General features: G+C 64.3%; 22 protein-coding genes. 7 read left to right on the plus strand and 15 right to left on the minus strand.

Annotated features, from left to right (window positions below):
* Position 1 precedes the first annotated feature (1 nt).
* Complete coding sequence (locus tag RIN79_RS10720) at positions 2-760, minus strand: SDR family oxidoreductase (RefSeq protein WP_309084644.1); 759 nt, start codon at positions 758-760, stop codon at positions 2-4.
* A 109-nt stretch (positions 761-869) separates the two neighbouring features.
* On the opposite strand from RIN79_RS10720, the gene RIN79_RS10725 reads away from it, so the two are divergent.
* Positions 870-1,763, plus strand: a complete 894-nt coding sequence (locus tag RIN79_RS10725) for a LysR substrate-binding domain-containing protein (protein ID WP_309084645.1) — start codon at positions 870-872, stop codon at positions 1,761-1,763.
* A 52-nt stretch (positions 1,764-1,815) separates the two neighbouring features.
* On the opposite strand, the gene RIN79_RS10730 is transcribed toward RIN79_RS10725, so the two are convergent.
* Together RIN79_RS10730 and RIN79_RS10735 are read right to left on the minus strand one after the other, a co-directional pair.
* Positions 1,816-2,235 carry a DUF2267 domain-containing protein gene (locus RIN79_RS10730; protein ID WP_309084646.1) on the minus strand — a complete coding sequence of 140 codons (420 nt, stop codon included), beginning with the start codon at positions 2,233-2,235 and terminating at the stop codon, positions 1,816-1,818.
* Between the two features lie 10 nt (positions 2,236-2,245).
* A complete protein-coding gene (locus tag RIN79_RS10735; protein WP_309084647.1) occupies positions 2,246-2,746 on the minus strand; it encodes an SRPBCC family protein in 501 nt (166 codons plus the stop codon).
* Between the two features lie 169 nt (positions 2,747-2,915).
* On the opposite strand from RIN79_RS10735, the gene RIN79_RS10740 reads away from it, so the two are divergent.
* Positions 2,916-3,650, plus strand: coding sequence for a TetR/AcrR family transcriptional regulator C-terminal domain-containing protein (locus tag RIN79_RS10740; RefSeq protein WP_309084648.1), 735 nt, complete (start codon positions 2,916-2,918; stop codon positions 3,648-3,650).
* Positions 3,651-3,801: 151 nt separating this feature from the next.
* Here RIN79_RS10740 and RIN79_RS10745 read toward each other — a convergent pair whose 3' ends face one another.
* On the minus strand, positions 3,802-7,527 hold the full coding sequence (locus RIN79_RS10745; RefSeq protein WP_309084649.1) for a hydantoinase B/oxoprolinase family protein: 3,726 nt from the start codon (positions 7,525-7,527) through the stop codon (positions 3,802-3,804).
* Between the two features lie 111 nt (positions 7,528-7,638).
* On the opposite strand from RIN79_RS10745, the gene RIN79_RS10750 reads away from it, so the two are divergent.
* Positions 7,639-8,157 carry a winged helix DNA-binding protein gene (locus RIN79_RS10750; protein ID WP_309084650.1) on the plus strand — a complete coding sequence of 173 codons (519 nt, stop codon included), beginning with the start codon at positions 7,639-7,641 and terminating at the stop codon, positions 8,155-8,157.
* 48 nt (positions 8,158-8,205) lie between these two features.
* Here the strand turns inward: RIN79_RS10750 and RIN79_RS10755 are convergent, their stop codons facing one another.
* Genes RIN79_RS10755 through RIN79_RS10770 form a run of 4 tightly spaced genes read right to left on the minus strand, consistent with a single transcriptional unit; the run spans position 8,206 to position 11,763 of the window.
* Positions 8,206-8,955: an ABC transporter ATP-binding protein gene (locus RIN79_RS10755; protein ID WP_309084651.1), complete on the minus strand. Its 750-nt coding sequence runs from the start codon at positions 8,953-8,955 to the stop codon at positions 8,206-8,208.
* The gene (locus RIN79_RS10760) at positions 8,952-9,788 is read right to left on the minus strand and encodes an ABC transporter ATP-binding protein (protein ID WP_309084652.1); all 837 of its coding nucleotides are present in this window, start codon (positions 9,786-9,788) and stop codon (positions 8,952-8,954) included. Before RIN79_RS10760 ends, RIN79_RS10755 begins: the two co-directional genes overlap by 4 nt.
* Positions 9,785-10,690, minus strand: coding sequence for an ABC transporter permease (locus tag RIN79_RS10765; RefSeq protein WP_309084653.1), 906 nt, complete (start codon positions 10,688-10,690; stop codon positions 9,785-9,787). The genes RIN79_RS10760 and RIN79_RS10765 overlap by 4 nt, the downstream gene beginning before the upstream one ends.
* Positions 10,687-11,763: an ABC transporter permease gene (locus RIN79_RS10770; RefSeq protein WP_375165913.1), complete on the minus strand. Its 1,077-nt coding sequence runs from the start codon at positions 11,761-11,763 to the stop codon at positions 10,687-10,689. Before RIN79_RS10770 ends, RIN79_RS10765 begins: the two co-directional genes overlap by 4 nt.
* A gap of 139 nt (positions 11,764-11,902) precedes the next feature.
* On the opposite strand from RIN79_RS10770, the gene RIN79_RS10775 reads away from it, so the two are divergent.
* Positions 11,903-12,529, plus strand: coding sequence for an XRE family transcriptional regulator (locus RIN79_RS10775; RefSeq protein WP_309084655.1), 627 nt, complete (start codon positions 11,903-11,905; stop codon positions 12,527-12,529).
* Entirely contained in the window at positions 12,526-14,112 is a 1,587-nt protein-coding gene (locus RIN79_RS10780) for an ABC transporter substrate-binding protein (RefSeq protein ID WP_309084656.1), read from the plus strand. The genes RIN79_RS10775 and RIN79_RS10780 overlap by 4 nt, the downstream gene beginning before the upstream one ends.
* A gap of 67 nt (positions 14,113-14,179) precedes the next feature.
* On the opposite strand, the gene RIN79_RS10785 is transcribed toward RIN79_RS10780, so the two are convergent.
* The 7 genes from RIN79_RS10785 to RIN79_RS10815 form a co-directional block, all read right to left on the minus strand.
* Positions 14,180-15,238, minus strand: coding sequence for a Gfo/Idh/MocA family oxidoreductase (locus tag RIN79_RS10785; RefSeq protein ID WP_309084657.1), 1,059 nt, complete (start codon positions 15,236-15,238; stop codon positions 14,180-14,182).
* A gap of 10 nt (positions 15,239-15,248) precedes the next feature.
* Positions 15,249-16,103, minus strand: a complete 855-nt coding sequence (locus RIN79_RS10790) for a sugar phosphate isomerase/epimerase (protein WP_309084658.1) — start codon at positions 16,101-16,103, stop codon at positions 15,249-15,251.
* Positions 16,104-16,110: 7 nt separating this feature from the next.
* Complete coding sequence (locus tag RIN79_RS10795) at positions 16,111-17,508, minus strand: CehA/McbA family metallohydrolase (RefSeq protein WP_309084659.1); 1,398 nt, start codon at positions 17,506-17,508, stop codon at positions 16,111-16,113.
* Position 17,509: 1 nt separating this feature from the next.
* On the minus strand, positions 17,510-18,619 hold the full coding sequence (locus RIN79_RS10800; protein WP_309084660.1) for an ABC transporter ATP-binding protein: 1,110 nt from the start codon (positions 18,617-18,619) through the stop codon (positions 17,510-17,512).
* Between the two features lie 6 nt (positions 18,620-18,625).
* A complete protein-coding gene (locus tag RIN79_RS10805; protein WP_309084661.1) occupies positions 18,626-19,456 on the minus strand; it encodes a carbohydrate ABC transporter permease in 831 nt (276 codons plus the stop codon).
* Entirely contained in the window at positions 19,453-20,364 is a 912-nt protein-coding gene (locus RIN79_RS10810; protein ID WP_309084662.1) for a sugar ABC transporter permease, read from the minus strand. The genes RIN79_RS10805 and RIN79_RS10810 overlap by 4 nt, the downstream gene beginning before the upstream one ends.
* A 246-nt stretch (positions 20,365-20,610) precedes the next feature.
* Positions 20,611-21,975 (minus strand): extracellular solute-binding protein, encoded by a 1,365-nt coding sequence (locus RIN79_RS10815; protein WP_309084663.1) that lies wholly within the window; start codon positions 21,973-21,975, stop codon positions 20,611-20,613.
* Between the two features lie 274 nt (positions 21,976-22,249).
* On the opposite strand from RIN79_RS10815, the gene RIN79_RS10820 reads away from it, so the two are divergent.
* Complete coding sequence (locus tag RIN79_RS10820; protein WP_375165914.1) at positions 22,250-23,308, plus strand: LacI family DNA-binding transcriptional regulator; 1,059 nt, start codon at positions 22,250-22,252, stop codon at positions 23,306-23,308.
* Positions 23,309-23,342: 34 nt separating this feature from the next.
* A complete protein-coding gene (locus RIN79_RS10825) occupies positions 23,343-25,280 on the plus strand; it encodes a DUF5054 domain-containing protein (protein WP_309084665.1) in 1,938 nt (645 codons plus the stop codon).
* Positions 25,281-25,318: the final 38 nt, after the last annotated feature.

Consider the following 25,318-nt stretch of genomic DNA (forward strand, 5'->3'; position numbering starts at 1 on the left):
CCTAGCGCGGCACACTGATCTTTTGCCCGAGCCCGCCGTCGACGGCGAGCTTGGTTCCGGTGGTGTAGGTCGCCTCGAAGGCGAGGAAGAGCACGGCGCGCGCGACTTCCTCGGCCGTGCCGTGGCGCTTCATCGGTGTCACCGCATTGCCGATCTCGTGGAAGGACCGGCGCTCTTCTTCCGACATGCCGGCCACGCCCGCCGTAGGCGTGTCGATGAAGCCCGGGCTTACCGCATTGACGCGGATGCCGCGCGGCAGAAATTCGGCGGCAAAGCCGGAGACGAGCGAGATCAGCGCCGCCTTGGTGGCGCTGTAAACGGTCATTCCCGGCTCACCGCCTTCGTCAGCCACCGAGGAGGTCACGACGATGGCACCGCCGTCGCGGAGCAGCGGCGAGAGGCGCTGAACCGTGAAAAAAGCTCCCTTGGTGTTCACCGCGAACTGCCGGTCGTAGGATTCTTCCGTCACCTGCTCGAAGGGCGCGAGCTCGGCAATTCCCGCATTGAAGTGCAGGAGATCGATCCGGCCGAGTTTCTGGCCGACGATGCCCGCCAGCAGCCCGATGTCGTTCATGTCCGACACGTCGGAACAGACGGTTTGCAGACCCTCTCCGAGCTCCCGCCGCGCCGCTTCGAGGTTGCGGGCGTTGCGCGCAGTGATCAGCACCCGGGCTCCGCCCTCCAGGAGCAGCCGGGCCGTCGCCAGTCCCATTCCGTGGCTGCCACCGATGATGACCGCATTCTTTCCTTGATAACGCATGTCTTGTCGCCTCCTTTGCCGAATTGGAGCTGCGTTGATATATTCGGGGAGACGATCGGTTGTAATCGCCCGGAGAATGGACAGTAAGTCCACAAATGGGGACGAAGAAGTGCTGAACCTGAACGATCTGCAGGTATTCGTGCAGGTGGTCGACCACGGCGGCATCAGCGCGGCCAGCCGGGCGCTTGGCATTCCTAAACAAACGCTGAGCAAGCGGCTCTCCGTGCTGGAGCGTCAGGCAGGCGTCCGCCTCATCCAGCGGACATCCCGCCGCTTCAAGGTCACGGAAGTCGGGGAGGACCTCTACCGCCACGGCTCGGCCATGCTGGTCGAGGCCGAAGCGGCCGAGAACGTCATCAAGGGCCGGCTCGCCGAGCCCAGCGGGTCCGTGCGGATAACAGCCTCGGTGCCGACGGCACAGCACACTCTGGCGCCGCTCTTGCCCCGTATTGCCAAGGCCTATCCGAAGATCCTGATTGTCCTCGATGCGAGCGACCGCTTCGTCGACATTCTTCGCGAGGGCTACGACATCGCGATCCGCGACCATCTTGGACCCTTGCCTGATTCCGAACTCGTGCAGCGGCGCATCCGTACCGAGGAGTTCTGGCTGGTTGGCTCGCCCGGCTACCTGGACGGGCGGCCACTGCGCGATCCCGCGGATCTGGCGCAGTTGGAAGGGCTCTTCACACAGCCCGGTGAAACCCGCTGGACCCTGCGCAGCTCGGACGGCGGCACGACGGTGGCAGCGCTCATTCCGCGCTACTATGCCGACGAAGGCACCGCCCTCCTGCATGCCGCAACGGCAGGGCTGGGTATCGCTTGCCTGCCGCGCAGCATGTGCGCGCAGGCGATCAGGACGGGCGAACTTGCCCGGGTGCTTCCCGATTGGTCGGCCGGCGAGATCAACACCAGCCTCATCTTTCCGCATCGGCGGGGCCAGCTTCCGTCAGTACGCGTTGTTGCCGACCTGATCATCGAGCACCTTTCACGCGAACGAGAATAGCGCAGCCGTCCCCCGGCCGAATTCTTCCGAGACCGCTCCCTTAGCATGTCTGCTAGTCGGGCCAGCATGGCGCGAGCGCGGCGGGCAGGTGATCGCGGATCACCTGCGCCTTTGCCGAGCCAAGCTTCGATCGCCAGAGCGAAAAGACATCGCAGATAATCGTCGGGGGCGGCGCATGGTGATCCCTCACGCGCCCGTAGACCCGCGCGAAGAAGCTTGGAACATCGAGAACCTGCCGCGGCGTGTAGTCGAGCGACCAGCCTTCCAGGAAAATGCCCCGTTCAAGTGCAGGTAGAACGTTTGCAATTGCGAGAACGGCATTCGGCTCGAGCGAATCGCGCAACTCCAGCATTACCGCCCTCATTTGCGGCCCCGCCTGATGCGTCGTCGCAAGCCCGGCACGTCTCGCCAGATCCACGCACCACTCGATGTGCATCTGGGTTGCACGCTCGACATCGACCGGGTGGCCCATCTGTCCCCCTTTAGATTGAACTGCCGCGGCCGGGCCGGCTCTCCGCAACCGCCTTGATCCCCTCCAGCCACGACAGGATCCGGGCGCGCAACTCGTCATTCCCGATCTGCGGTGCTGCGGGCGCGGTCATGGCCTCCTGGCATTTCAAGCTGGTGGTTCCGTCCTCGACCCGCTCGAGGACATAGCGGTGGGTCATCACCAGACGCGCGGTTGCCGTGCTCCATGTCACTTCGTGAGGTGGGTCAACGCGTCCATACCGCGAGACGAGCCCGACACCAGCAGTAGACCACGTGAATGAGCTGTCCGGAGCGACAGAGCCCGGAGTCACATCATGGATGTCCGAACGGATTTCGGGCCATCCTGCCACATCGGTAAGCACGGCCCAGACTGTTTCGGGCGAGGCAGTGATCGTGATCTCGCCCGCCGCCTGTACCGGCGCATTCGGGTCGATGAGGCCTTTGCGGGAATAGGCTTCATGGACCTCTTCCCAAGATGCTGTGCTCGCGACCATTCTCTTGATCCATTCCTGGCGAAAGCGACTGCGCCGACGCTTGATTGATTCAATGTCCGATACGCTGTATCAATATGTCCAGCCGTCAAGATCTGAACCGCGCTACAGGGAGCCGGCAGCGGAGGCCATGTCTCGAGACAGTCGTCGACCGCAAACGCTGACGCAAACCATGGGGCTGTTATGGTCGTCCCATTCGCGCGAGATCGGGCGCACCGGTCTGACGATCAGCGACTTCGTGGACGCGGCGATCTCGCTTGCGCGGGAGGAGGGTATAGGCGCGCTGTCCATACGCAATGTTGCGTCCCGCCTCGGCGTGCGCGCCATGGCGATGTATAGCGCGGTGCCTGGCAAGAGCGACCTCGTGGCGCTGATGGTCGACAAGGCCTATCGCGACCTTTACGCGGAAGGCGACGAGCCGGACACGACGGACTGGCGAAAGGGGTTGCGTGAGATCGCGTCGGCGAACAGGGCGCTCTACGCTCGGCACGAATGGCTGCACGCGCTTACCCCCGTACGTTCGGCCATGGGACCTTACGAGGCTCGCAAGCACGAGATCGAACTGCGCGTCATCGATCGGATCGGCCTCACCGACTTCGAGATGGACCAGGCGTTGACACTGGTGGTCACGCATGTGGCGCAGGCCTGCCGGATGGAATCCCAGCTGCGCAGGGAACGGATGGATACCGGCCTGGACGATGATGAATGGTGGGTGCAGGCCATGCCGGTTCTCGAGCGCGTCTATGATCCCGAACGCTTCCCCCTCTGCGTGAGAGTGGGAACGGCTGCGAGCGCTGCCCGGAACGGGCAGTTTTGGGGACAAGAAATCTTCGAGTTCGGCCTGGAGCGGATCATAGACGGAATAGGGGCATTGATCTCCAACCGCGGCGCAATGGAAAATCCCTAGGCCGCGAGCTCCGCTGTCCATCACGGGCCGCCAGCTGCTCCCGCGCTTTCAGGGTCCGAATTGGGCCTCCACTGAGCCTACTAGCCTAAACGCAGCCGGGAAGCTTTATCTGCGGTGAGCCGGAGTATCGGGTACGGTTCGTTCACGGGGGCTATCCCCGGCCAAATCCTCCTGCGGTCGGAGTCGTGATGATAACGGCCTCGCCCGCGTCGATCACCGTCTGGTCGCACGCTTTCAGCACGTCCACACTCCCGTTCTTGCGGCGGACCTCGGTCTTGCCCGGCTTCCCGTCGCCGCCGCCTTCGATGCCGCGCGGCGGCAGGGTGCGGTGGGAGGAGAGAATGGCGCATTCCATCCTTTCCAGAAAACGGATCGTGCGCTTCGTGCCGTCGCCCGCGTTCCAGCGGCCCCTTCCGCCCGAGCCCGCGCGAATGTGGAAATCCTCGAGCAGGACAGGAAAGCGCAGCTCCAGGACCTCGGGGTCCGTCAGCCGCGAATTCGTCATGTGCGTGTGGACCCCGTTCGTGCCGTGGAAGCCCCGGCCGTCATTCATGCGCCCGGCGGGGGAGCCCGAGCAGATTGTCTCGTAATACTGGTATTGCGCGTTGCCGAAGGTGAGGTTGTTCATCGTGCCCTGGGCATTGGCCAGCGCCCCCATGGCGGCGAAGAGTGCGTTCGTGACGTGCTGCGAAGTCTCCACATTTCCCGCCACGACCGCTGCGGGATAGGAGGGGCGGAGCATGCATCCGTCCGGGATGATGATCCTTATTGGCCTTAGGCACCCCGCATTCATGGGGATCGAGCCCTCCACCATGACACGGAATGCATAGAGCACCGCTGCGCGCGTCACCGGCTCCGGTGCGTTGAAATTGTTCCTCTCGACCTTCGAGGTGCCGGTGAAGTCCACGGTCGCCTCCCGCTTTTGCCGGTCGATCGTGATCTTCACCTTGATCACCTGGCCGGTATCGGTCGGGTATTCGTATTCGGAGACGTCCGGCAGGCGCTCCAGCACGCGGCGCACGCTCTCGGCCGCATTGTCCTGCACATGGCCCATATAGGCCTCGACCACGTCGAGCCCGAAATCGGCGACCATCTTCCGGAGTTCCGCCACGCCCTTCTCGTTGGCGGCGATCTGGGCCTTGAGGTCGGCGATGTTCTGGTGCGGGTTCCGCGCGGGATAAGGGTGGTTGGTGAGGAGCTCGTAAAGCTCCTTCTCGCGGAAGCGGCCGCGCTCCACGAGGCGGAAATTGTCGAAGAGCACACCCTCCTCGTCCACGGTGGTAGCGAGCGGTGTCATGGAGCCGGGGGCGGAGCCGCCGACATCGGCATGGTGTCCGCGCGAAGCAACCCAAAAGAGGATTCTTCGCGGTTGGCCGGCCTCCGCCACATCGGGGGAAGGGCGCCCGTCCTCGAACACCGGCGTCACCACCGTTATGTCCGGCAGATGCGTGCCGCCATTATAGGGCGCGTTGAGCGCGAAGACGTCGCCCGGGTGGACATCACCCTCGTTGAGCCGGATGATCGTTTCAACGGAACGGTCCATGGAACCAAGATGCACCGGCATGTGCGGTGCGTTGGCCACCAGAGCGCCGTTCCGGTCGAACACGGCGCAGGAGAAGTCGAGCCGCTCCTTGATGTTCACCGAATAGGCCGTGTTCTGAAGCGTGACTCCCATCTGCTCGGCGATGGACATAAACAGGTTGTTGAAGACCTCCAGCATCACCGGGTCGGCCTCGGTGCCGACAGCGGCCTGCCGTACCTTTTTCTCCGCCCGGCGCATCAGCACGTGGTTGCGCGCGGTGATCTCGGCGCGCCAGCCGGGCTCGACCACGATGGTCTGGTTGTCCTCGATGATCAGCGCCGGCCCGGCGATGCGGTGGCCAGGCGAAAGCTTCGCCCTCAGGAAAACACCCGCCTCGCGCCATTCGCCTTCGCAGAAGACCTTCCGCTGCGCGTGCGGCTCTGGCGCATTGTCGACCGTCGGCAAGGTGGGCTCCTCGGGCGCTGCCGTCCTTGCGTCTACGCCTTCCACATTCACAGCCTCCACGACCATCGGCTTGCTGTCGTAGACGAACCCAAACTGCGCCTTGTGCGCGGCCTCGAAGGCTTGCCTGGTCCGGTCGACCGAACGGCCGTCGAACGGGATCGAGAGCGTCGTGTCTGTCCCGTCGTAGCGGATCTCCAGCCGCACGCGCCAGTCGGTCGCTTCCGTATCGACGCCCTGATCTAGAAGCTCCTTGGCAACTTCCGCCTGCAGCTCCGAAGCAAGGCTTTCGATTTCCGGCAAGGCGTCCTGCGACAGCGGCCTTATCAGCGCCTTCTGCCGCGAGGCGGAGACGCTCGCCAGTCCGATGCCGTAGGCCGAAAGCAGCCCGGAAAGGGGATGGATGAGCACGGATTCCATGCCCAGCGCGTCCGCCACAAGGCAGGCGTGCTGACCGCCCGCGCCGCCGAAACAGTTGAGTAGGTAGCGCGTCACGTCATAGCCGCGCTGGACCGAGATCTTCTTTACCGCATTCGCCATATTTTCGACGGCGATGGTGACGAACCCTTCGGCTACCGATTCTGGACTGCGGCCGTCGCCGATCTTGGCGGCAAGGTCGGCGAAGCGTTCGCGCACGATTTCCCCATCGAGCGGCAGGTTCTGCTCCGGCCCGAATATCGCCGGGAAGAAATCCGGATGCAGCTTGCCCAGCATCACATTGGCGTCGGTGACGGCAAGCGGCCCGCCGCGGCGGTAGCAGGCCGGCCCCGGATTGGCGCCGGCCGAGTCCGGCCCGACCTTAAGACGCCCATCCTTGAAATGCAGGATCGAGCCCCCGCCCGCTGCGACCGTGTGGATACGCATCATGGGCGCGCGGATGCGCACGCCCGCAACCTCCGTGTCGAAGGCCCGTTCATACTCGCCGTCGTAGTGGGCGACGTCGGTCGACGTGCCTCCCATGTCGAAGCCGATCACCTTCTCGAAGCCGGCGATCCGCGCCGTCTCCACCATGCCGACAACGCCGCCGGCGGGGCCGGACAGGATGGCATCCTTGCCCTGGAACATCTCGGCCGCCGTCAGCCCGCCGGAGGACATCATGAATTTGAGGCGGGGCGCGCCCGGTCGGCCGGCCTCTCCCCCTGCGGGCGCGAGGGATTGAGGTGCGTCCGGCGACATCTCCCCGACGAGGGGGGATATGGACGCCATGCCCAGCTCCCCTGCCACCAGCCGCACATAGCGGGAGAGGATAGGCGATAGATAGGCGTCGACCACAGTCGTGTCGCCGCGCCCGACCAGCTTGATGAGCGGCGAAGTCTCGTGGCTCGTCGAGATCTGAGTGAACCCGAGGCTGCGCGCAAGCTGCGCAGCTTTCTTTTCGTGATCCGGATATTTCCAGGCATGCATGAAGACGATGGCCGCCGCGGCGATACCTTCGCGCCGTGCTGCCTCGATCTGCGGCCGGACGGCTTCCAGATCGAGTTCCCTCTCCACCGTTCCGTCCACCCGCACGCGCTCGGGCACCTCGATGACGCGCTCATAGAGCTGCTCGGGAAGGATGATCTCTTTGGCGAAAATGTCCGGCCGTGCCTGATAGGCGATGCGCAGCGCATCGCGGAATCCTTCGGTAATGAGCAGGAGCACGCGGTCGCCCCTGCGCTCGAGCAACGCATTCGTGGCGACCGTCGTCCCCATCTTCACCTCGCCGATCAGCTGCGAGGGAATGCGCTCGTCGGCGCCCACGCCCAAAAGATCGCGGATGCCCTGGATACCCGCGTCGCGATAGGCCTCCGGGTTTTCGGAAAGGAGTTTCCGCTGATGCAGGGTGCCGTTCGGATCGCGGCCGATCACGTCCGTGAAGGTGCCGCCGCGGTCGATCCAGAAATCCCACCTCATCTTGGTTCCGCTCCCCGGTTCAGCATGGACATCCTACCGCAACGCTATATTCTGATTTCTAGCTTTTGTCGATAAAATGTCGACATTTTGGAATTGACGTGGAGCATCCGGATGACGAAGCCCTCCTCCATTGGCCCAATTGTTTCGGCGGCGCATCTGGCCGAGGGCGGAATGGCGCCCCTGTCGGAGGTCGAATTTTCGCTGACGGTCCTGACCAACGCATTTCAGCGCTGGACGGTGCGCGGCATGTCGGCTGCGGGCTATCCCGGGCTCAGTCACGTGGAGGTGCTTATCCTGCACGCCGCCAATCATCGCTCGCGCGAAAAGACGCTGTCCGACCTATGCATGACCTTCAATATAGAGGACACCCACGTGGTGGCCTATGCGCTCAAGAAGCTCGAGGGAATGGGCCTCATCGAAACCGGCCGGCGCGGCAAGGAGAAGACGGTGAAGGTGACCGAAGCCGGCGCTGCCGCCTGCCTGCGCTACCGCGATATTCGCGAGGAACTGCTGGTGAAAAGCGTCCGTGCGCTGAATTTCGATGAGAAGCAGCTGAGCACCATCGCAGCTCTCATGCACGCACTATCGGGACAGTACGACCAGGCTGCGCGGGCCGCTGCAAGTCTTTGAACGGAGAACTACGCAGGCTTCTCACGTCGTTGCGTGGACGTCACCGGCTCACCCGATCCGGACGGTCCCGCCGCTGGCGGCGTAGAGTTCGCGCGAATAGGCGTCGTGCAGTGTGCCCCTCCTCAGCGCCTCGACCGGCGCGATCTCGACGATGCGTCCATGCCGCATCACGGCCAGCCGGTCGCAGAGGAAGGAGACCACTGGCAGATTGTGGGTGACGAGCAGATAGGTAAGCCCCTGGTCGCGCCGGAGCCTTTTGAGCAGGTTGAGGATCTCGGCCTGGACCGAAACATCGAGCGCGGAAGTAGGCTCGTCGAGCAGCAGGATGCGGGGCTCGAGCATCAGCGCGCGGGCTATCGCCACGCGCTGGCGCTGGCCGCCGGAAAGCTGGTGCGGGTAGCGGAAGCGGAACCGCTGGTCGAGACCGACGGCGGCAAGCGCCGCCTTCACGCGCGCGTCCCTCTCCCCGATGCCATGCACGACGAGCGGTTCGGACAGGCAGTCGTCCACGGTCTTGCGCGGATGAAGCGAGCCGTAGGGGTCCTGGAACACCATCTGGCAGGTCTTCGCAAACTCACGGTCCGGCGCGTGGCCGCGCGGCTTCCCTTGCACGGAGATCGCTCCCGTCCAGTCGGGCGCAAGGCCGGAGATCGCCCTCAGGATTGTCGATTTGCCCGAGCCGCTCTCGCCCACAAGCGCAAAACTCTCCCCTTCCGCTATGGCGAGTGAAACGCCATGGACCACCTTTGTCGGCCCGTAGGAGATGTCGAGATCCTGGAGCTGGATGGCGGCGCTCATGTCGCCGCCCATGCGCTGCGGTCGAGCACCGGGAGCTCCTCGCGGTCCTCGTCCATGCGCGGCATCGCCGCAAGAAGCCCGCGCGTATAGGGGTGCTCGGCCTTGTCGAGTTCGCGCGCGGCGCATTGCTCGACGATTTGCCCGCCATTCATCACGAGGATGCGGTCGCAGTAGCGCGCGACGAGATTGAGGTCGTGGCTGATCAGGATGAGGCCCATGCCCTTTCCCGTGACGAGTTCCTCGATGATGTCGAGCACCTGCGCCTGTACGGAAACGTCGAGCGCCGAGGTGGGCTCGTCGGCTATCAGCAGGTCCGGCTCGGGGATGAGCATCATGGCGATCATGACCCGCTGTCCCATGCCGCCCGAGATCTCGTGCGGGTAGAGTTTTTCCACCCGCTCCGGCTCGTTGATGCGGACCGCTTCGAGCATGCCGAGCACCCGGTCCCGCAATTGCCGCCGCGGCATCGGCCGGTGGGGCTGCAGCGCTTCGGCGATCTGTTCGCCCACGGTCATGACCGGGTTTAGCGAGAATTTCGGATCCTGCATGATCATCGAGATGCGCGCGCCGCGGATCGCGCGCATCTGCCGTTCGCTTTGGCGCGTGAGATCGAGCCCGTCAAAAACCATCTCGTCGGCGGCGATGCGACCCGGCGGCCGGATCAGCTTCAGGATGGCACGGCCGGTCATGGACTTGCCCGAGCCGCTCTCGCCCACGATGCCCAGCCGCTCGCGCCCAAGCGAGAAGGAGACGCCGCGCACCACATCCACCGGGCCTTTCGCGGTGGGAAAGGTCACGCGCAAATTCTTCACGGAAAGGAGCGGCGCGCTCACCGGTTTTCCCTCTGTTTCGGATCGAGCACGTCGCGCAGGCCGTCGCCCAGGAAACAGAATCCGAGACTGACGAGGATGATGGCGAAGCCCGGCATTGTGGCGACCCACCACTGGTCGAGAATGAAGTTGCGCCCGCGCGAGATCATCGCGCCCCATTCGGGCAGCGGCGGCTGGGCGCCGAGGCCGAGGAAGCCGAGGCCCGCCGCTGTCAGGATGATGCCCGCCATATCCAGCGTCACGCGGACGATGGTGGAGGAGGCGCAGAGCGGCAGCACATGGCGCAGGATGATGCGCATGGCCGAAGCGCCCTGCAGCCGCACAGCGGCGATGAATTCGGCGTCGCGGAAGGTCAGCGTCTCCGCCCGGGCGATGCGCGCATAGACCGGCCAGGAGGTGATGGCGATGGCAATGATCGCATTCTCGATGCCCGGCCCGAGGGCGGCCACGAAGGCGAGCGCCAGGATGAGCTTCGGCATCGACAGGAAGATGTCGGTCACACCCATCAGGATGCGGTCGGCCCAACCGCCGAAATAGCCGGAAACCGCGCCGATGACGAGCCCGACGGGTGCGGCGATCACCGCAACCATGACGACGATCATGAGCGTGATGCGCGCGCCATAGACCACGCGGGAGAAGATGTCGCGGCCGAGCTCGTCGGTGCCCATCCAGTGCTGGGCCGAGGGGGGCACGAGACGGTTGGCAAGGTCCTGGCCGGTCGCCGAATAGGGCGCGATCCACGGCGCGAAAGCCGCCATGGCGATCAGGGCCAGGATGATCAGCATGCCTGCGACCGCGAGCGGGTTGCGCAGGAGCGCGCTGAACATCCGCCAGGCGCGGCCGAAGCTCGCCTGCAGGCGCGAGGACGGGGAATCGTCGAGCAGCCATTCGCGAACTGCGCTCATCGCCGCGCCCTCGGATCAAGAACACGGTAGAGCACGTCGGAGATCTTGTTGACGAGGATGAAGACGGAGCCGATCACGAGCGTGGCGCCCAGCACCGCGTTCATATCGGCATTGAGCAGCGCGGTGGTGAGATAATTTCCGATGCCCGGCCAGGAGAACACGGTCTCGATCATCACCGAGCCTTCCAGAAGCCCTGCATAGGAGAGGCCGATCACGGTGATGAGCTGGATGCGGATCGGATAGAAGGCGTGGCGCCAGATGACCCGCCGCTCCGCCACCCCCTTCACCCGCGCCGTCGTCACATATTCCTGGCCGAGCTGGTCGAGCATGAAAGAGCGCGTCATCCGCGCGATATAGGCGAGGCTGAAGAAGCCAAGGATCGAGGCAGGCAGCAGAAGGTGGCTGACGGCGTTCCAGAAGATCTCCGGCTCGCCGGCGATCAGGCTGTCAACGAGGTAGAGGCCGGTCACCGGGTCGACGAGGCCGTCATAGAAAATGTCGATGCGCCCCGGTCCCGCCACCCAGCCTAGCCCGGCATAGAAGACGGCAAGCCCCACCAACCCTAGCCAGAAGGCAGGAACGGAATAGCCGAGGAGGCCGAGCACGCGGATGACCTGGTCTACCCAGCTTCCCTGCCGGGTGGCGGCGATGACGCCCATCGGCACGCCGAGCGCCACCCCGATGATGATACCGAGCGTGGCCATCTCCAAGGTGGCCGGAAAGACGCGCCCCAGGTCTTCCGCCACCGATCGCCCGGTCGAGATGGAATTTCCAAGCTGGCCGCGCAGCACATCGCCCACATAGGAGAGGAACTGTACGACGAGTGGGCGGTCGAGCCCCATGCGCTCGCGCGCCGCCTCATAGGCCTCCTGCGTGGCGCGGTCGCCCACCACCGCCAGCACGGGGTCGATCGGAATGACGCGACCGATGAAGAAGGTGATGGCCATGAGGCCGAGGAAGGTCAGCGCCAGGACCAGCAGAAAGCGCAGCAGGCTTGCGGCGCCGCGTGCCGCATGCCCCGCCACGGCGCCCGCGTGTAGTCTCGTTTCCGCCGGTGATGGTTCGAACGCCAAGAATGCCCCGCTGCCGCCGGCGGTCAGCGCCCGCCTGTTGAAAAACCTCTTGGAGCATACAAAGAATTCTGCTTTCATCAAAAAAATTTTTGTGAGGGCAAAAGTTTTGAGCAGCCGCCTTGCCAAGGCAGAGAGCGACATGCAGGCCCGGCTTGGCATGCTCATCCGCGCCCGCCGGCGCAAGCTCGGGCTGACGCTTCAGGAACTCGGCAATGCAGCCGGTGTCTCTGTCGGGTATCTCAGCCAGCTGGAGCGTGACAACGCCACGCCGAGCCTCGGCACGCTGGCGCAAATCGCCCGTGCGCTGGGCGTGCCGCTCGACTATTTCGTCGCCGCGCCCCGCGCCGAGGACGCGCTGACGCGGCGTGACGACCGCCGGCGCTTTTCCATAGACGGCTCCTCCATCGTCTATGAGCGATTGGGCGCCGAGTTTCCCGGCAACGTGCTCTCCTCCTTCATCCTCACAGTTCCGCCCGGCTACGCCTCGGAGACGGTGAGCCATGAAGGCGAGGAGATCATCTATATCCTCGAAGGCTCCATCACCCAGTTTCTCGACGGCAAGGAGATGGTGATGGGCGAAGGCGACAGCCTTCATTTCCGCGGCAATGTCCCCCATGCCTGGGCCAATCCGAACGACAGGCCGGCGCGCATGCTGTGGACCGGCACCCTGGCCCTGTTCAACGCGGCAAGCCGCGTTGCGCTCGGCTCGCCGGATATCGTCGCGGAAAGCAGGAAAACTTCCAGAAGCAGGGAGCGCAGACCATGAAGATCCTGAGAACAGCCCTTTTAGCGGCGGCCGTGTCGCTGCCATTTGCGGGCGGCGCCTTTGCCGCCACGCCCGACAATCTTCTCGTCGTGGCGCAGAACATCGACGACATCGTCGCCATCGATCCGGCGCAGGCTTACGAGTTCTCGTCCGGAGAGCTCGTCACCAACATCTACGACCGCCTGGTGCAGTACGATGCGGAAGACCCGACCGTGCTGGCGCCGGGCCTCGCCTCGGAATGGCAGGCGGATGCCGAGGCCAAGACCATCACCTTCACCATGCGCGAGGGCGCGACCTTCCATTCCGGAAACCCCGTGCGGGCGGAAGACGTCGTCTTCTCCTTCTCGCGGGTGATAAAACTCAACCTGACGCCGGCCTTCATCCTAGCCCAGCTCGGCTGGACGCCGGAAAATATCGGCGAGATGGTCAAGGCTGACGGCAACAAGGTGATCGTGAAATACGAGGGCGAGTTCTCGCCCGCCTTCGTGCTCAACGTGCTTGCCGCGCGCCCGGCTTCCATCGTCGACGAGAAAACGGTGATGGAGCATGAGGAAAACGGCGACATGGGCAACAAGTGGCTCAACGCCAACTCCGCCGGCTCCGGCCCATTCAAGCTTCAGACCTATCGCCCCGGAGAACTGGTGCGTCTGGAGTCCAATCCGGATTATTTCAAGGGCGCGCCGAAGATCGAGGGCCTGATGATCCGCCATGTGGCCGAAGCCGCCACCCAGCAGCTTCTGCTCACCTCGGGCGACGTGGACATGGCCCGCAACCTGACGCCCGACCAGATCGCCGGCCTAGCGACGGATGAGATCAAGGTCGAGACCTATCCGCAGGCCGCGGTGCACTTCCTTTCCTTCAACCAGAAGGTCGAGGCATTGCAGCCGGAGGCGGTCTGGGAGGCAGCACGCTACCTCGTCAATTACCAGGGCATGGTCGACAGTTTCCTGAAGGGCCAGATGGAAATCCACCAGGCGTTCTGGCCGAAGGGCTTTCCGGGCTCCTATGACGAGACGCCCTTCACCTACGATCCAGAGAAGGCCAAGCAGATCCTTGAGGAGGCGGGCGTCGAGACGCCGATCAACGTCACTCTCGACGTCATCAACTCGACGCCCTTCACCGACATCGCGCAATCCTTGCAGGCGGGCTTTGCCGAGGCCGGCATCAATTTCGAGATCATTCCCGGCACGGGCTCGCAGGTGATCACGAAATACCGCGAGCGCAGCCACGAGGCCATGCTGCTCTATTGGGGGCCGGACTTCATGGACCCGCACTCGAATGCCAAGGCCTTCGCCTATAACAGCGACAATTCCGACGCCAACTACCAGGCGACCACCACCTGGCGGAACGCCTGGGCCGTGCCGGACGACATGAACAAGATGACCATGGCCGCGCTCGCGGAGTCCGATCCCGCCAAGCGGCAGGAAATGTATATCGAGCTGCAGAAGCGGGTGCAGGCGAAGTCGCCCATCGTCATCATGTTCCAGGCGGCCTATCAGGTGGCCATGGACAAGGACGTGAACGGATATGTGAACGGCGCCACCTCCGACTTCGTCTACTACCGCCTGGTGACGAAGAACTGAGGAGCCCGGAGCTCAGGCGCATTCAAAGCCGCCCGGACCGGGCGGCTTTTTCCTTTCGGGGGCGACGTCAGAAATATCGGCCCACCTCCGCGAAGAGCTCAAGGTCGGCGAGCGAGTCCTCCAGATCCGTTTTCGGGCGCAGGCTCTTGGTCACGCAGTCGTGGAACGCTTCGAGCTCGACGCGGAAAGCATCCTCATAGAAGGGGCCGACGATCTCGGTGCCTGTCTCCGTGTCCGTGGAACTGGTGATTTCCAGCCGCGTCGGCAGGTTGCGGACATAGGGCGTGTCATAGTTGATCCTGTAGTGCCGGTTCTGCGTCAGCACCTCGATACCGGAATCGAAGCGCGCCACTTCGTGGATCACCGCCTCGTAGACGCAGGTGAAGTGACCGTAGTCGAACAGCACGACGACCGCCTCCCCACCCGACTGCCTGGCCGCCACCACGCCGTTAGGGCGTCCGAGAAGCTCGCGCATGGCGGAAAAACTGTGCGAAGACAGCCCGGTCAGCACCTGATAGGCGCGCACCGCCCCCGCCGGCCGATCTTGCCCCATCACCTCGCGCAGCAAGGCCTGGGTGCGGGCGCGGCCTTCCTTGACGACGCTCTCGGGAACATCCGTCGCGCGGACGATGTGCCTGGTCTGGTCGACGAAGAAGCGCGACTCCCGGATCAGGTCGCGGATGCGTACATGGCGGATTTCCTCAAGCGGTGGCATGCGCTGCTTGAGCGCCAGGAAAGGTCGGGCATAGCGCCTCATATAGCCCACGAAGACGGTTTTCGGATTGGACCGGTTGCGCTCGATGAGCGGCAGGAGCTCGCGCTTGGTCAGGCAGACGGGCTTTTCGATGAAGACATGTTTTCCGGCGTCTATGGCCTGGGCAAGCAGCTCGGAATGCAGGTAGTCCGGCGCGAGGATGAACACCGCATCGATCTCGGAGGGCGAAAAAATCTCTTCCGTTCGCGTCGTGCGCAGCGGCACGCCGTAGCGTGTCGCCATCGCCTCCACGAGTGTAGGCGAGACATCACAGACTCCCGCGATCCTGAAGCGCGGATCATCGGCCAGAAGCGGCAGGTGCATGAGCTGGGCGACCTCGCCGAGCCCGATCAGGCCGACGGAAATCGGCATCGGCATTCTCCTAGAGAAGGGATTTCAGGAATTCGGCATTGCGCCGGGCGAGCGCTGCCGGGCTTTCGCCAGACGTTTCGAAATAGTCCTGCTCGACGACGACTGGGCCGGAAAAGCCGCGCTCCTTCAGCATCCGCATCACGGCGGCGATATCGACCGCGCCGTCCGGCAGCGGGCACATGATGCCTGCCTCAAAAGCTTCGCGAACGCCAAGCTGCCCGTCCAGCATGCGCCTGCGGACTATCCCGTCCACATTCTTCAAGTGCGTGTAGCCGATGCGGTCCCAGACCTTCTCCATATAGGCGAGCGGGTCCTGGTTCCAGAAGGCGTGGTGGCCCGTGTCGAAGCAGAGATTGATGTCAGTATCCTGCAGCAACCGGTCGATCTGCGCCTCGAACTCCACGGCGGTGGCCACATGCGGGTGGAAGGTGAGCGCAATGCCGAAGTGATCCGAGAGCAGCGCCTGCGCGTCGCGCAGCATTGCGGTCATCGCCTTCCATTGGGGATCGTCCAGCCTGCCGACCGCATCCGGCGGATAGACATTGCCTTCGTCCATCAGCACGAGCTGGTTGGTGCCCAGCGCATGCAGCAAGGTGCCGATCTTTTCGACATCCGCGAGCAATTGCGGCCCGCTGCGTGGATCGGAGAAGGCGTGCACATGCACCGTCCCGACCAGCCGCAGACCCCTTTTGGAGAGCGCCTCTTCGAGCGCGGCCGGCTCGGTGGGCAGGAAGCCGTAAGGCCCGAGCTCGGTCCCAAGATAGCCGGCGGCCGCCACGTCATCGAGGTAGCGGTCGGCGCTGACCTGCGCGTTGTCGGGGTAGAACACGCCCCAGGAACACGGTGCGTTGGACAAGAACATCATTCGGCCTCTACGCCTTGATATAAACGGGATTGGACACGGCCCGCCGCAGCGGCTCTGCCGTCAGCTCCGCCTCGGCGAGGCCCCACGGCAGAGGCTTCTCGCCCAAGGCTGTCCGGAATTCAGCCATGAGAGCGGTATGGCTCGCATGGGCGAGGATCTCGCAGCGCAGGAATTTCTGCGGCTCCGCCTCGAGCGCCAGCACCTGGTCGTCCGCATCGATCGGCATCCGAGCGATCTCGCCGTTCGCGTCGAACCAGGCGAGGAGGTCTCCCGCCGCACCCTTCACGTGGGCCTCCGCCAGCCCCCCGGAGACCGTGGCGCCCATCGGCGCGCCGCCGACGGCGAGCGCCAGATGCGGACCGGAGGGACCTTCAGTGACATAGCCGCGCCCCGCCTTCATTGCCGCGAGCACGGCATCTTCGGAAAGCTCCTCCAGCCACAGCACGGTCGTCGGCCGGGCGAGCGCGAAAGGTCCTTCGGGCATCAGCCGGTCCGGCTGATGGAAATCGCTCCCGCCGATTGCTGAGATCTTCAGGCCGGCTGCGAGCCGCTCCTGGTAGCGCCGCAGGGAGATCCAGTTCCGGCTCAGCCAGGCCTGCTGCCAGACTTCCATGCAGTCGATCTCCGGCAGCATATAGCTCCACGGGATCGGCGGCTTGTCGTGATTGATCGAGATCAGCCCGCCCTTCTCATGCACGATACGGGCAAGCGTGTGCGCGTCCTCCGGCCGAGTCATGCGGAAGTCGATCCAGTCGTCGACGCCGAAGACATTGGCGTGACCTTCCGCCGTTGTGATCTCCATGGCGCGCACGAAGACAAGCTCCGGCGAGGAGTGCGCATGGAAATAGCGGCGCTGGGTCGTGGTGTTGTGGTCGGCCACGGCCAGGAAATCGAGCCCCGCCTGCTTTGCGGCGGCGTGGAGAAGCTCCGGACCGCCTTTCGCGTCGGAGTGGAAGGTGTGGCAGTGCAGGTCGCCCCTGTACCACCCGGTACGCTTGCGCGCCGGGCGAGGGCGCTCCGGCTGCGGCGCCACCGAACGTGGGCCATCGTCGAAGGCAAAGGTGAGATCGACCTCCACGCCGCGCGCAGGCACCTTGTGAAGGCCCAGCATCACCCGCCAGGTGCCGGAGGGAATTTCGCCATGCACATAGCCGGGCGTGGCCTCGTCCGTGGCGATGAAGAAGCGGTCGCGCGCGCCGCCGCTCCAGCCGCGGAAACCCTGTTCGCTGGGGAACTCGCCCAGCCGCGGGTCGGCGCAGCCAAGATCGATGACGCAGTCTTCGGCGCGCTCGTAGCGCATCACCACCTCGATGCGCGTTGTACCCGCCGGTACGCTGAAGGGTACGTAGAAATACGGCGAGCGCGCCTTGTCCGCCGGCGTAAGATGGAGGCTTCGCGTCAGCATCTCAGGCGCTCTCGTGGTCCATGGGCAGCCTTGTCCCGCCTGGATCGAACAGATGCACATGTTCGGAAGCAAAGCCGAGCTTGACGGTGCCCCGCAGCGCCAGGGATTCGTCGGTGAAGATGCGCGCGGTGAATCGGGCTGCATCGTCTCGTTCCAGCGTCACCAGCGTCTCCGGCCCCATATTCTCGTTCGCGAAGAGTGCGCCGGAGATGGTGTTCTCCTCTCCACCCCTGGCGATCGTTAGATGCTCCGGCCTCACCCCGAGCGTGAGCTTGGTATTGCCGTCCAGCGCTCTTGCCGCCGCCCGGCTGACCGGCAGGGGCGCAGCCGACAGCCCTTCCGCTTTCAGTTGGACGTTGCCGTCCGCGACCATCGCTTCGACGGGCAGGAGATTCATTGGCGGGTTGCCGACGAAATTTGCGACGAAGGTCGTCGCCGGCCGGCGATAGACTTCAAGCGGCGGCGCATACTGCACCACCTTGCCGGCATCCATGACAGCGATGCGCGTGGCGAGCGCCATGGCCTCCGCCTGGTCGTGCGTCACATAGACAGCCGTCATGCCCATGTCGCGCTGCAGATGGTTGAGGAAGCCGCGTGCCTCCAGTCGGAGCTTGGCATCGAGATTCGAAAGCGGCTCGTCGAAGAGGTAGACGTCGGATGGGTAGACAAGTGCCCGAGCGAGCGAGGTGCGCTGCTGCTGCCCGCCCGAGATTTGCGACGGCATGCGCTCCAGAAGATGGCCGATCTTGAGCACGTCGGCCACCTCGCGGGCCCGCGCGTGGCGCTTCGTCTCGCTCTCCCCCCGAACTTTCAGCGGATAGGCGATATTGTCGGCCAGGTTCATGTGCGGGTAGAGCGCATAATCCTGGAAGACCATGGAGATCCTGCGGTCCTTCGGGTGCATGAAGGTCACGTCGCGCTCGCCGATATGCACGCGTCCGCTGGTCGGCGTCTCGAGCCCGGCGATCATCCTCAGCGTCGTCGTCTTGCCGCATCCGGACGGGCCGAGAAGGCAGATGAATTCGCCGTCCCCCATCTCAAGGTCGAGATCCGAGACGGCGGTGAATTCGCCGAATTTCTTCGTGACGCGGTCGAACCGTATCGAAGCCATGAGCCCTCAAGCCTTGATGCCGCCGAAGAACCGGAAGCCGAACTTCCAGCTCACGAACAGGTAGAGAATGATGACGGGAAGCGAATAGAGCAGCGAATAGGCGGCAAGCAGCGTGACGATCGGCGTGCCGGCTTCCGAGTAGAAGGAGTAGATGGCCACCGCGGCCGGCATCTTCTCGCTGGAGCGCAGGAGGATGAACGGGATCAGGAAGCTGCCCCAGATATTGACGAAAGCCCAGACCACGACCACGACGATGCCCGGCCGGATCACCGGCAGCGCCACGTCGAAAAAGGCCTGGACCGGCGAGGCGCCCGCCACCATGGCGCTTTCTTCGTAGCTTTTGGGGATGCTGTCGATGAAATCGCGCAGGATGAACATGGCCGTCGGCAAGAGCCCGCCGGCAAAGACCAGGATCACCGCGATCTGCGTGTCGATCAGGCCGATGCCGTTGACGATCAGGAAGATCGGCACCATCGCCGCAGAACCGGAGACCACGGAGGAGAACAGGAGTAGAATGTAGGTGATGACATTCTTGCCGGGGATAGGCGAGCGCGACAGGGCGTAGGAGGCGAGCGTTGCCCCGGCCCCGACCAGGATGACCCCGCCTACGCTCTGGACAAGACTGTTCCAGAGGCCGCGTAGCGCAAAGCGGTTCCCGAACACGGTCTCGAAATTGGAAAGGGAGAACGGGTCCGGAATGGCCAGCCCCATCTCCGCGCGCGGATTGAAGGGCGCGAAAATGAACCAGACGAGGGGCAGGGCGAAGAGCACCCCGACGAGCGCCGTTAGCACCGAGAATCCGATGCGGGTGAAATAGAGGTTGAGATACCGCGTCACGCCGCCACTCCCTTGGCGCGCCGGCGCGTGACCCAGAGATAGAACAGCGCGAAGACGAGGTTGATCAGCATGACGATCACGCCCACGGCCGCGCCCTTGCCGAACTCGAAATCGCGGAACGCGACGCGATAGGTATAGATCGGCAGGATTTCCGTCCGGTAGGACGGCCCGCCGCTTGTCAGCAGGAAAGGTGTGAAGACATTGAAGGTCCACATGGTGATCAGGATGAGGTCCGTCACCACATGGCCGCGGATGAGCGGAAGCCCGATGTCGCGGAACTTCTGCCAGCTCGTCGCGCCTGCGACATCTGCCGCCTGGAAGTAACTCGGCGGGATGGAGGAAAAGGCGGAATTGAACAGCATCATGGAAAAGGCTGTGCCGCGCCAGGTGTTGAAGACCACGATCACCCAGAACGGGAAGGAGAGCAGCCAGTCGCCCGGTGGCAGGCCGAGCGCATCCATGATCATGTTGAGCGTGCCGTTCTCGTAGTCGAGGAAGGCGAACCAGGCGAAGGCAACCACCACCTCCGGCAGGATCCAGGCGGCGATGACGACGGCCTCCGTGAGGCGCTTGAGCGATTTCGGCACCGATTGCAGCATCCAGGCGAGCAGCATGCCCAGCGCCGCCTGGCCGGCGAGAGCCGAGAGCAGCACGAACTGGACCGTGAGGATGAGCGAGAAGCCAAACTCGCCGCGCGTGAAGAAGGAGGCGGCGTCGAACAGGGAAAAATAGTTGGCGAACCCGACAAAGTCGGGATTCATCGCCGTGCGGCCGAGCAGCGTGCGGTTGGTGAAGGAGACGTAGATCACCCAGAAGAAGGGCGCGATGACGAAGGCGCCGATCAGGAGCCCCGCCGGTGTGAGGAAGGCAGCACCGGCGCTCCGCGACAAAAGGGAAAAGGATCTCATCAAACCGCCGCTTTTCGTCAGGCGCTTTCTCATGACACCGTCAGGGATGAGCCCCGGATTCCTAGCCCGGGTACCAACGCCTCACGATCAAAAATTCGGGCTGTTCGCTTGAGCCCCGCTCCCGCTGGCCGGCGCCAGGATTGGTATAGTTGTCTAGACAACCAAACAACTCTGACGCCAGCCAGACGGGGGAGGAACGGATATCTCGCTGCGAAGGCAGCCGATCTATCCGCCGCGAGCAGGGATCTACTGAAGAAGGCTCACCGTATTCTCCTCGCCGACGATGCGGATCAACGCATCGCGGTACCGGGCCATCGCGTCCTCCGGCGAGAGCTCGCCCGACACGACCGCCTCTGTCATGCGCTGGATCTCGGCGGAAACGGCATTGTAGTTCGCGTCGTTCGGCCGCGCTGTGGTCAGCGGCAAGAGCTCTTTCGACGTTTCCGAAAGGAATGGCGCGTTCGGGATCGGCACGTCGTCCCGGATCGAAATGCGCGGCTCGTATTCCTGGTATTTTCCAAGCTGTTCCTTGCTGTTGAGATGGGCGAGCAGTTCCCAGGCGAGTTCCGGCTCGTCCGTGTTCGGGTTGACCACAAAGCCGGTGCCGCCGGAGATGGTGACGAAGTCCTGCCCGCGGAGACCCTTGCCGGGTTCCTTGGCCGGCATCTTGGCCCAGGTCATGACCTCATCGCGGTTCTCGACGGCGAATTCGGAATCTGGCGCGGTGACCGAGCGGTAGAACCAATCGCCTTCGACCAGGAGCGCCGTCTTGCCGTCGCGGAAATTGGCGAAAGTCCGATTGCGCCCGTCGCTCAGCATCTGCGCCCGCTGATCCCCGAGCTTCTCGTCGACATAGATGGCCTTGTAAAGGTTGAGCGTGTCGAGAATGCCCTGGCTCGCCACGATATAGCGCCCCTGTTCGTCCGTTACCTGCTCGCCCGTGCCGAGCAGCGCCATCCAGTAGCCTTGCATGGTTGTCGCCTCCCCCATCGGCACGCCGGCATTGAGCTGCAGCGGGAAGGAGTCCGGGTTCTTCTCCTTGAGCTTCCTGGCTGCATCCAGCAGCTCCGCCCAGGAGGTGGGCTGCCACGTCTCCGGGTCGATGCCTGCGTCCTCGAGAAGGTCGGCGCGCACGAAGATCATGCGCACGTCGGTGCCCAGCGCGATGCCGTAGGTCTGGTCCTTGTAGGACATGAGGGCGCGCGAACCCTCGGAAATGTGCTGCCAGCCCTCCCAGCTGCTGGCTGGCTCGCCCACCAGTTCCTCGAGCGGCTTCAGAAGCCCGCCCTCTACGAAACTGGGGATCAGGAAGCCGTCGAAGCCGGAAATGTCCGGCCCGGAGCCTGTGGAGAAATCGAGGGCAAGCTGCTGCGTAAGCTGCTCGTCGGAGCCCGCGAACTCGGTGAGCGTGACATTGACCTCTTCGCCCTCCGCCTTCTTCTTCTCCGCAAAGCTGGGGATCACGCTCTCCTTGATCCATTTGGCAAGGTTGGCGTTCGCCCCGCCTTCCACGCAGCGGCAGGTGATGGTGAGATCGGCGGCGGCCGCGGGCGCGGCGAGCGCGGTAGCCGCTGCAAGTGCCATCCAGAAAGCATGTGAACGAATGCGCATCGCGATTTTCCTCCCTTCGCGACAAGGCCGGCTTGGCGGCGGCCATCAGATTCGGCGCCGAACCGGCATCACCTCGTTCGGCCACGCAAAAGTGAACACGTTTTCAGTTTGCCGTCAATCCTGTGTTGGACGTGGTGCTGCCCGACACCCCACGTTCGGTGACACTGTCACTGAAGTGTCATGATCTTCATTGGATCGCGCGGAGCTACGCTTGACCGATGCCAATGGCTGCGGGAAGATGCAGCATGAACACGATTTCAAAAATCCTTCGCGGATGGGTAGCTTGACAGGCAGGCTGAAGGTGGAGCCGGCACGCGCGACGGCGGAAATGGTTGCCGAGGCAGCACAGGTCTCGCGCGCCGCGGTCTCGCGCGCCTTCAACCCGCAAGCGCCGCTCAAGCCGGAGAAGCGGGCACGCATCCTGAGGATCGCCGAGGAGCTGAGCTACACGCCCGATCGAGCTGCCCGCGCGCTCGTCACCCGCCGCACGCATCTTGTTGGCATCATCGTGCCGGACGTCTGCAGCCCTTGGGAAAGCCAGGAGATCGACGCGCTGACAACGGCGCTGCAGGCCGAGGGCTTCGCAACACTTCTTTTCAAGACGCGCACCGATTTCAGCATGGACGAGACGCTCCTCACCTACATGCGCGGCTTCAATCCCGATTCGGTGATCGCCTTTACGGAGAATGTGCGCCCGCACATTCTGGCCCGTTTTCTCGGCCGGGCGGTGCCGATCTATATCAACTATCCGATGGCAGGGGTGGCGGACGGGCGGCGACCTGGCGAGCCGGAGACCCTGTTCGACCGCATCGATGTTGACCAGTGGGAGGGCATGGAGCAGGCCGTCGCCTTGCTTGCGGGATATGGCTGCCGGCGAATCGCCTATCTTTCCGGCAAGCGCGACTCGCTTGCCGAGCAGGCGCGCCGTACGACGCTTCAGGCGCTTATGGCGCGCCGGGCCATGGGTGATCCCGCCGTCATCCCCGGCGATTTCAGCTATGATGCCGGCTATGCCGGCACGGTGGACCTCTTTCGCCTGGGGGAGGGGGTGGACGCTATTGTCGCGGTCAATGACGAAAGCGCCTTCGGCGCCCTCGACGCGCTGCGCTACGAGCTTAAGCTGCGCGTTCCGGAGGATGTAAAGGTGATTGGGTTCGACGATATCGCCCAGTCGCACTGGAAGAGCTATAACCTGACCACCGTGAAGGTGGACCTGGATACCCGCGTGCGCGCGCTCGTGCGGCTGATCCTGCGCCGCCTCAAGGACCCGCAAGCGCCCGCTCTGTCCGAGACGGTTCGCACGCGTCTTGTCGTGCGCGGAACGGTCGGCTGACCTTCACTTGCACTTCATCGACAGAGGCGGAAACATGAGCGCCCGACGCATTCATCTCATCTTCAAGACCCATCTCGACATAGGCTTCACGGATCACGCGGAGAAGGTGCGCCGGCTCTATCATGAGCGCTTCATCCCGCAGGCGATCGCCACGGGCGAGCATTTTTTCGCCGAGGATCCGGAGAACCCGAGATTCATCTGGACCACCGGCGCCTGGCTCATCTGGGACCATCTCAACACGCGGTCGGACGAGGAGGTGGCGAGGCTTGAAAGCGCCATCGAGAGGGGCGTGATCCGCTGGCACGGGCTGCCCTTCACCACCCATTCGGAGCTGATGAGCCCCGCGCTGTTCCGCGCCGGCCTCTCCTACGCGGCCGAGCTCGACCGGCGGTTCGGAAAGCAGACCATCGCCGCCAAGATGACGGACGTGCCCGGCCACACGCGGGGCATCGTGCCGCTGATGGCCGAGGCGGGGCTGAAATTCCTCCATATCGGGGTGAACACCGCCTGCCCGCCGCCGGACGTGCCGGAGATCTTCCGCTGGCGCGCGCCGGGAGGCGAGGAGATCGTGGTCATGTACCAGCGCTCCTACGGCGCCACGCACCTGCCCGAGGGCCTTTCGGACGGCCTGAGTTTTGCCCATACCAGTGACAATATGGGCCCGCAACAGATCCATCAGGTGGTGGAGATTCTCCGCGAGATGGGCCATCGGCATCCGGGTGCCGAGATCACGGCGGCGACGCTCGACGGTTTCGGCGCGATCCTCTGGAAGAACCGCGAGCGCTTCCCGGTGGTGGATGTGGAACTCGGCGATAGCTGGATCCATGGCAGCGCCAGCGATCCCGTGAAGATTGCGCGCTTCCGCGCCCTGCAGCGGCTCTACGATGCTTTCGAGGCGGAGGGACTGTCGCCCTCTCGCCGGTCCTTCGGCTGCAACCTGGCGCTCGTCGCCGAGCACACCTGCGGCGTCGACATCAAGACATTCCTGCGCGACGAGACGGCATGGGACCGGCCGCAGTTCGAGGCGATGCGGACGAAGGATTTCCGCTTCCGCTACACCGAGGCGTCCTGGGCCGAGCAGCGGGCTTATCTCGACAGGGCGGTCGAGGCGCTCTCCGGCGAGGACCGGAGGCGGGCGGACGAGGCGCTTGCTGAACTGCAGGTTCCGCATGAGGTGGAGCCGGACGCGCCAAGGGAGAGGGCCGAGGCGGCGGGGCTCGAAGCCGAGATCGACCGGCAGACGGGCGACATTCTTGCGCTTCGGCTGGGCGGCAGGCGGATCGAAGGGGAGGGCAGGCTTTTCGGATATCGATACGAGAGCTACGACGCCGGCGACGTTGCCCGCCACATGGACAGCTATCTGACCGACCGGCCGGAATGGGCGATCCTCGACCACGACAAGCCAGGCCTTGGCAAGGCCGGTACGGCACTGTCGGCGGCCTTCCGACCGCGGCTGAAGGGTGTCGCCAGGGATGGCGCCCGGCTGGCGATTGTCACCGAATTTTTCGGCGATGCGCATGAGAAGCTCGGCGCGCCCCGCCGGGTCGACTACCTCCTGGAGGCGAGGGATCGGGAGATCCTGCTAACGGTGGTGCTGCGCGGCAAGCCTGCGAACCGCATGCCGGAAGCAGGCTTTCTGGACTTCGCCCCCAAGGGGGCAGGCGAGTGGGAGTTCTGCAAGACCGGTCTCTGGCAGAAGGCCGAGCGCGTCTCGCGGCTCGGCGGCGGCGCTCTGCAGGCCATCTTTACCGCGCGCGCACTGCTTCCGGGCGGGGGGCGCCTCGAGATCGAGCCGCTCGATTCGCCCCTAGCCGGGCCGCTCGGCCACGACTTCATGACTTTCCCGCAGGAGCCGCCCGCCTATGGAGCGGGGCTCTTCTTCAACCTCCACAACAACAAGTGGGGCACCAACTTCCCCATGTGGTGGGAAGGCGACTTCGCCTCCCGCTTCCGCATCGTTCTTCCTGGGTGACGGCACACCACTTCAAAGATCACGCGGCCCCGGCGCGC

The sequence above is a fragment of the Chelativorans sp. genome (assembly GCF_031180965.1).
In the GTDB taxonomy this organism is placed as follows: Bacteria; Pseudomonadota; Alphaproteobacteria; order Rhizobiales; family Rhizobiaceae; genus Chelativorans.

Excerpts from the sequence above, each read along its gene's own strand:
- RIN79_RS10720 (WP_309084644.1), bottom strand. The coding sequence starts at position 760 with ATGCGTTATCAAGGAAAGAATGCGGTCATCATCGGTGGCAGCCACGGA.
- RIN79_RS10730 (WP_309084646.1), bottom strand. The coding sequence starts at position 2,235 with ATGGGCCACCCGGTCGATGTCGAGCGTGCAACCCAGATGCACATCGAG.
- RIN79_RS10735 (WP_309084647.1), bottom strand. The coding sequence starts at position 2,746 with ATGGTCGCGAGCACAGCATCTTGGGAAGAGGTCCATGAAGCCTATTCC.
- RIN79_RS10740 (WP_309084648.1), top strand. The coding sequence starts at position 2,916 with ATGGGGCTGTTATGGTCGTCCCATTCGCGCGAGATCGGGCGCACCGGT.
- RIN79_RS10745 (WP_309084649.1), bottom strand. The coding sequence starts at position 7,527 with ATGAGGTGGGATTTCTGGATCGACCGCGGCGGCACCTTCACGGACGTG.
- RIN79_RS10750 (WP_309084650.1), top strand. The coding sequence starts at position 7,639 with ATGACGAAGCCCTCCTCCATTGGCCCAATTGTTTCGGCGGCGCATCTG.
- RIN79_RS10755 (WP_309084651.1), bottom strand. The coding sequence starts at position 8,955 with ATGAGCGCCGCCATCCAGCTCCAGGATCTCGACATCTCCTACGGGCCG.
- RIN79_RS10765 (WP_309084653.1), bottom strand. The coding sequence starts at position 10,690 with ATGAGCGCAGTTCGCGAATGGCTGCTCGACGATTCCCCGTCCTCGCGC.
- RIN79_RS10775 (WP_309084655.1), top strand. The coding sequence starts at position 11,903 with ATGCAGGCCCGGCTTGGCATGCTCATCCGCGCCCGCCGGCGCAAGCTC.
- RIN79_RS10780 (WP_309084656.1), top strand. The coding sequence starts at position 12,526 with ATGAAGATCCTGAGAACAGCCCTTTTAGCGGCGGCCGTGTCGCTGCCA.
- RIN79_RS10785 (WP_309084657.1), bottom strand. The coding sequence starts at position 15,238 with ATGCCGATTTCCGTCGGCCTGATCGGGCTCGGCGAGGTCGCCCAGCTC.
- RIN79_RS10790 (WP_309084658.1), bottom strand. The coding sequence starts at position 16,103 with ATGATGTTCTTGTCCAACGCACCGTGTTCCTGGGGCGTGTTCTACCCC.
- RIN79_RS10795 (WP_309084659.1), bottom strand. The coding sequence starts at position 17,508 with ATGCTGACGCGAAGCCTCCATCTTACGCCGGCGGACAAGGCGCGCTCG.
- RIN79_RS10800 (WP_309084660.1), bottom strand. The coding sequence starts at position 18,619 with ATGGCTTCGATACGGTTCGACCGCGTCACGAAGAAATTCGGCGAATTC.
- RIN79_RS10810 (WP_309084662.1), bottom strand. The coding sequence starts at position 20,364 with ATGAGATCCTTTTCCCTTTTGTCGCGGAGCGCCGGTGCTGCCTTCCTC.
- RIN79_RS10815 (WP_309084663.1), bottom strand. The coding sequence starts at position 21,975 with ATGCGCATTCGTTCACATGCTTTCTGGATGGCACTTGCAGCGGCTACC.
- RIN79_RS10820 (WP_375165914.1), top strand. The coding sequence starts at position 22,250 with ATGGGTAGCTTGACAGGCAGGCTGAAGGTGGAGCCGGCACGCGCGACG.
- RIN79_RS10825 (WP_309084665.1), top strand. The coding sequence starts at position 23,343 with ATGAGCGCCCGACGCATTCATCTCATCTTCAAGACCCATCTCGACATA.